At 35.3% G+C, this 5466-nt stretch carries 5 protein-coding genes; 1 reads left to right on the top strand and 4 read right to left on the bottom strand.

Going from position 1 to position 5466, the window contains the following annotated elements; translation table 11 throughout:
- Positions 1–75: 75 nt before the first annotated feature.
- The 4 genes from QZQ55_RS10455 to QZQ55_RS10440 all read right to left on the bottom strand — a co-directional run bounded on the left by QZQ55_RS10455 (position 76) and on the right by QZQ55_RS10440 (position 3516).
- Positions 76–732 (bottom strand): trimeric intracellular cation channel family protein, encoded by a 657-nt coding sequence (locus tag QZQ55_RS10455; protein ID WP_295093112.1) that lies wholly within the window; start codon positions 730–732, stop codon positions 76–78.
- Between the two features lie 42 nt (positions 733–774).
- Positions 775–1380, bottom strand: a complete 606-nt coding sequence (rpsD, locus tag QZQ55_RS10450) for a 30S ribosomal protein S4 (RefSeq protein WP_295093110.1) — start codon at positions 1378–1380, stop codon at positions 775–777.
- Between the two features lie 215 nt (positions 1381–1595).
- The gene (locus tag QZQ55_RS10445; protein WP_295093108.1) at positions 1596–2117 is read right to left on the bottom strand and encodes an O-acetyl-ADP-ribose deacetylase; all 522 of its coding nucleotides are present in this window, start codon (positions 2115–2117) and stop codon (positions 1596–1598) included.
- A gap of 64 nt (positions 2118–2181) precedes the next feature.
- A complete protein-coding gene (locus QZQ55_RS10440) occupies positions 2182–3516 on the bottom strand; it encodes an MATE family efflux transporter (RefSeq protein ID WP_295093106.1) in 1335 nt (444 codons plus the stop codon).
- A gap of 170 nt (positions 3517–3686) precedes the next feature.
- Between QZQ55_RS10440 and QZQ55_RS10435 the strand changes: the two genes are divergently transcribed.
- The gene (locus QZQ55_RS10435; protein ID WP_295093104.1) at positions 3687–5429 is read left to right on the top strand and encodes a septation ring formation regulator EzrA; all 1743 of its coding nucleotides are present in this window, start codon (positions 3687–3689) and stop codon (positions 5427–5429) included.
- Positions 5430–5466 lie beyond the last annotated feature (37 nt).

Genomic DNA, 5466 nt, shown 5'->3' with positions numbered 1-5466 from the left:
CAAGACCCCCAAATATTTAGAGCGAAGGTCTGACCCCCACAAAAATTAAAGACCCGAAAAAAATAGGTCATAGACCTATTTTTTGTTTTTGTCTCCATAATAATCAATTGTTGGTAAATCCCATCGATAATGGGCTGCAAGTACTCTGATGAGTACAACAATAATAAAGCCTAATACAACTGCAGCATTGTTTTCCCCATATTTCATGAATAAACATGTAATGATTGCGCCAATGATTGAAGCGGAAGCATAAATCTGTTTTATACATACTTGAGGTAGTTCATTTGCGAGAACATCACGAATAATACCTCCACCTACACCTGTCATTACACCTAGGAATGCAGGAAGAAATATTCCAGGATGAACAGCCATACCCGCATTTACACCATCCATTGTGAAAGCGGCAAGGCCTAGAGTATCAAAGATAAATAATAATTGAGTAGTCAAAGACTCAATACTTTTTCTTGTTGTTTTCTTATGAAAATATAATATTAAAATAGTTAAGTTGGCAGTGACTAGCGCAATAATTACGAAGATTGGGTTTCTAAACATAACAGGGGGAGTGACACCAATCAGTACATCTCTTACCATCCCTCCACCTACTGCAGTACATAGTGCAAGAATATTGATTCCAAATAAATCCATCTTCTTTTTACTTGCAACCATCACACCAGAAATTGCGAAAGCAATAGTGCCAACAATATCCATGATTAAATTAAATGTTGCATTCATATATACTCCAATAAAAAAGCAGCCCTAAGGCTGCTAATAGAATTAACCAAGTCTGTTATAGTATTCGACGATTAGCTGTTCGTTGATTTCCTGATTTAATTCAGATCTTTCAGGAAGTCTAGTGAACTTACCAGTTCTCTTTTCAGCATCTACTTCAACGAAGCCAGGAGTATGAGTCTGAGCTTCTAAAGCTGTCTTGATAACATCTAACTGCTGAGATCTTTCCTTAACAGTAATAACATCACCAGGATTTACTCTACATGAAGGGATATCAGTCTTGATACCGTTTAATAAAATATGACCATGGTTTACTAACTGTCTAGCTGCTCTACGAGTTGTTGCGAATCCCATTCTATAAACTACGTTGTCTAATCTTGATTCAAGTAAGAATAAGAAGTTTGCACCAGTTACACCTTCCATCTTAGAAGCGCGATTGAAAGTGTTGTGGAACTGCTTTTCGTTAACACCATACATATGTCTTACTTTCTGCTTTTCTGCTAACTGAAGACCATATTCAGTGCTCTTGTGTCTCTTCTGACCATGCTGACCTGGAGCATAAGGTCTCTTGTTTAATTCTTTTCCGTTTTCCAATACTGAGAAACCAAGTCTTCTAGACTTTTTCCAGATTGGGCCTGTATAACGTGCCATTGACGTTACCTCCTTATTGTTTTATTTGCATAAAACAATAACAATTCATAACTCACCCTGCGTATGTTCTTATTAAGCATTTCTCTTGCGGTAAGATACTTTGCATCCCTAAGTCAAGAACGTAGCTGCACGACTGTTATGTACCGCTATTCATTTTATTGCGAATTTGATTATACTGAATAAAGTATAGAAAGTCAAATAAAAGTTGATGAAAACTACATAAATTTACTCAATTTACTCAATTCTGCTTCATATACTGATGCAGTATGAGAATCAAAGAGTACCCATTCTATTAATTCAAAATAATTAGGATTATTTTCTATGAATTCATTTACAGTCTTGACTGCAATCTTTGCGGCTCTATCCACAGGAAAATGATATACACCTGTTGATATAGAAGGGAATGCGATTCTTTTGATACCATGATTCATTGCCAGCTTCATAGAGTTATAGTAGCAGTGGGCAAGTAATTTTTCTTCATTATGATTTCCACCACACCAGATAGGACCTACAGTGTGAATTACATAATCACAAGGAAGATTATATGCTTTTGTGATTTTTGCTTCTCCTGTTTCACAACCATGAAGAGTCCTGCATTCTTTAAGAAGCTCTGGCCCTGCCGCACGATGGATTGCTCCATCTACACCACCTCCACCTAGTAGGAGATTATTGGCCGCATTCACAATAGCCTCTACGTCTGTTACTTTTGTGATATCACCTTGAATTGTTTTAATCATATATTTTCCTCCTCGTATAATTATACCACCACAAAAAAAGAATATCGGAATAAATCCGATATTCTTATACATGATCTAGCCAATGTACACGGAAGTAGTAGATAAGTAATCCAATCATACAAACAACCCAGGTTACAGGCCACCCTGCAAATACAATTGCGATATTATGAGTAAAAGGAACAGCTATCGCAAGATAAATCTGTCTTAAAAAGACAAATGAACCTACCATGAAATACATAGGAATATTAGATAACCCTACACCTCTAAGTGCACCAGAAATAATCTGGATAACAGGCAATGTGAGATATCCTAGCGCAAAGATACGGGCCATTAAATAACCATATTTAATCACTTCAGGATCACTAGAGAAGATACCTACGAGCTGCTCACCAAATACATAAATCAAAATAACACCAATAGTTGTAATTCCAAAGGTCATAGCCATTGTTGTATGAAGACCTTTCTTGACACGTTCTATAGCACGCGCACCAATGTTCTGTCCTGTAAATGTTGTAATAGCCATCGCAAAGCTTTGAATTGGTAATTGTAGGAATCCATCAATCTTTACATAGGAAGTATAGCCAGCCACTGCATTGGCACCAAAAGTATTGATATAAGACTGCACAATAACATTACTGAAAGATACAATGGATTGCTGAAGGGCAGTAGGGATTCCTATTTCAATAATCTTCTTTAAGATGGGCTTATCAATAGAAATCTCTTTAATCTCTACTTTATAGATTTCTCTAGAGAATACTAATTTTATTATAACAAGCAACGCACTGATTCCCTGGGCAATAAAAGTCGCCCATCCAGCACCTGCAACACCCATATGAAAATTCAATACAAAAACAAAGTCTAGAATAATATTAATAATAGAAGCGATAATCAAATAATAAAGTGGTGTCTTAGAATCACCTACAGCACGTAATATACCTGAGCCCATATTATAAATACATACGAAAGAAATACCACCAAAATAAATACGTAAATATAACGCTGCAGGTGCCATGACTGAATCAGGAGAACCAATAAGAATTAGAATCTGACGTGATAAGCCTATACCTAAAGCAGTAAATAATACACATAAAATAAGAGTTAAGGCAATTGATGTATGAATCGCTTTTTTCATCTTATTTAAATGATTACCACCAAAATATTGAGCAATCACAACTCCTGCGCCTGTCGCAAGTCCTGTAAAGAAACCAACAAGAGTATTAATAATTGGAGTGGATTGTCCAACAGCTGCAAGAGCCCCGGAACTCACGAAGTTACCTACTACATAAGAGTCCACTGTGTTATAAAGCTGCTGGAATAAGTTTCCAACTAACATAGGAATAGAAAACCATAATATCGCTTTCCATATCTTACCATGTATTAAATCTGTACTTTCATTCATGTTTTATCCTCCCAAACAATACAATCATATCCCTATTTTTAAGATAGAGTAAATATTTTCGTAAAAAGAAATAAACAGGTGTGTATTTTTTTGATGGTTTAACGATTCCGTGATGAAATGGCTTGAAAAATATGATAAAATTAAGTCGATATGTAAGAGAGGGATGTTTTATGGATTATATAAAGGAACTAATACAATATATAGGAGTAAGAAACCTAGTAATATTTGCCTCTATCCTCATTGTTTTGATTATTTTTATGATTATATATCATTCAGTGAGATTAAAGGTATATCGTCAAGAAATCTTAGAATTAGAAAATCAGATTAATGGAATTAAAACACTGCCATTACAATATAGATTAGGTCGTGTACAGTCCATTGCGAAAAATATGCCGGAAGTTGTTGAACAGTATGAAGAGTTCACTAAGGATTTTGAAGAAATCACTGAATTCCAGAAGAATGAATTAGGTGTTCTGGTGGATGAAGTGGATGCTGCTTTATTTTATGGAAAAAGTCATGGTGTCAAAAAGAAACTGGCGATGATTCAGGAAATGATACAGCGTTATGATCATGATGCAAAAGCCCTTCTTGCCCGCATTGAGAAGGTTACAGAAATAGAAAACATCCAGCGTATAGAAATCATTAGAGTAAAAGAAAAGTATCGTCAGGTAGGCAATGAATACGATAAGATTCGTATTAAAGTTGAAGAGTTTGTGCCACATGCCTTAGAGATGTTTAAAGAACTAGATGATGATTTTGTAAAGCTTGAAACATTAATGAATAATCAGATGTTTGCGGATGCTAAGAAGTTTACAGAAGAAATTGAAAATCGTATTGATAGTCTTCATGAAAATTTAAAGGATCTTCCTTCTTATGTTTATGTAGTATCTGATTTATTGCCAAGCAAGATCAATAAGGTGGATGAATTAATTGCTTCTTTAGAAGGTGATGATTATGCGCTTGAAGAAATGAAGGTTGCTGCACGCCGTCAGGAAGTGGATGAGCAGATGGAAGAATCCATTGTGCAGGTAAAGAATGTAGATATTAAGGCTGCAGCAGAAGTGCTTGAACCTTTAACCGGTCTTATTGAAGGATTAGTGATTGATTTAAGTAAAGAACTTGACTCATATAAGCAGTTCAAGGAAAAATGGAGAGAAAGCTATAATGAACTTCAGAGACTTACAAGTATGTATCAGCAGACCATGAAGGAATATCGTCGCTTGATTACTGAATTTGTGATTGATGAAGAAGAAGTTGTTATTAATAAGAAGCATGAAGAGTTTATACAGATTCAAAATGCCGCTAATGATCTTATTGAACAGATGGAGTCGGGTCATTTTGCATATGCAGATATGTTAGAACATGTTGAGAATCTTTATGAAAGAATGATGGCACATGATGCATATCTTGAAGAGTTTGAAAAGCAGAAAGATGAAATTGAAAAGAAGAATCAGGAAGCAGAAGAACTCATCGAAAACATCAATATTGTTTTATTGGAAATCAAGTCTGAAATCAAGAATGAACATCTTCCTCTTGTGAATGATTCTTATCGTGATTATATTGCTGACTCTTATAATAAGGTAGAAGAAATCAAGCGTTTTAAAGCCCATAAACCGGTTGTATTGAATGAACTATGTGCCAAGGTAGAAGGGGCGAGAGATGTGATCTATAAGCTTTATGATAATGTTCATAATATGATTGTGACAGCAGGTATGGTAGAAGATGCCATTGTCTATGCCAATCGTTATCGTTCAATGTTCTTAGAGGTCAATACAGAACTTACTAAGGCTGAAGTCTTATTTAGAAATGGTGAATATCGCAATGCATTACAGGTTGCAGTTGATATTCTAGAAAGACTTGAACCAGGAAAATATGAAGAACTCATCAAAAGAAAAGGAACCTTTAATTTTTAAGGGGGGTCAATAGAAAACTCGCTTTAAATTATTGGGG

It is taken from the genome of uncultured Catenibacterium sp., assembly GCF_900540665.1.
Taxonomy (GTDB): Bacteria; Bacillota_I; Bacilli_A; order Erysipelotrichales; family Coprobacillaceae; genus Catenibacterium.
Note: the sequence above shows the minus strand (reverse complement) of the source record. Positions and strands in the feature narration are given on the sequence as shown.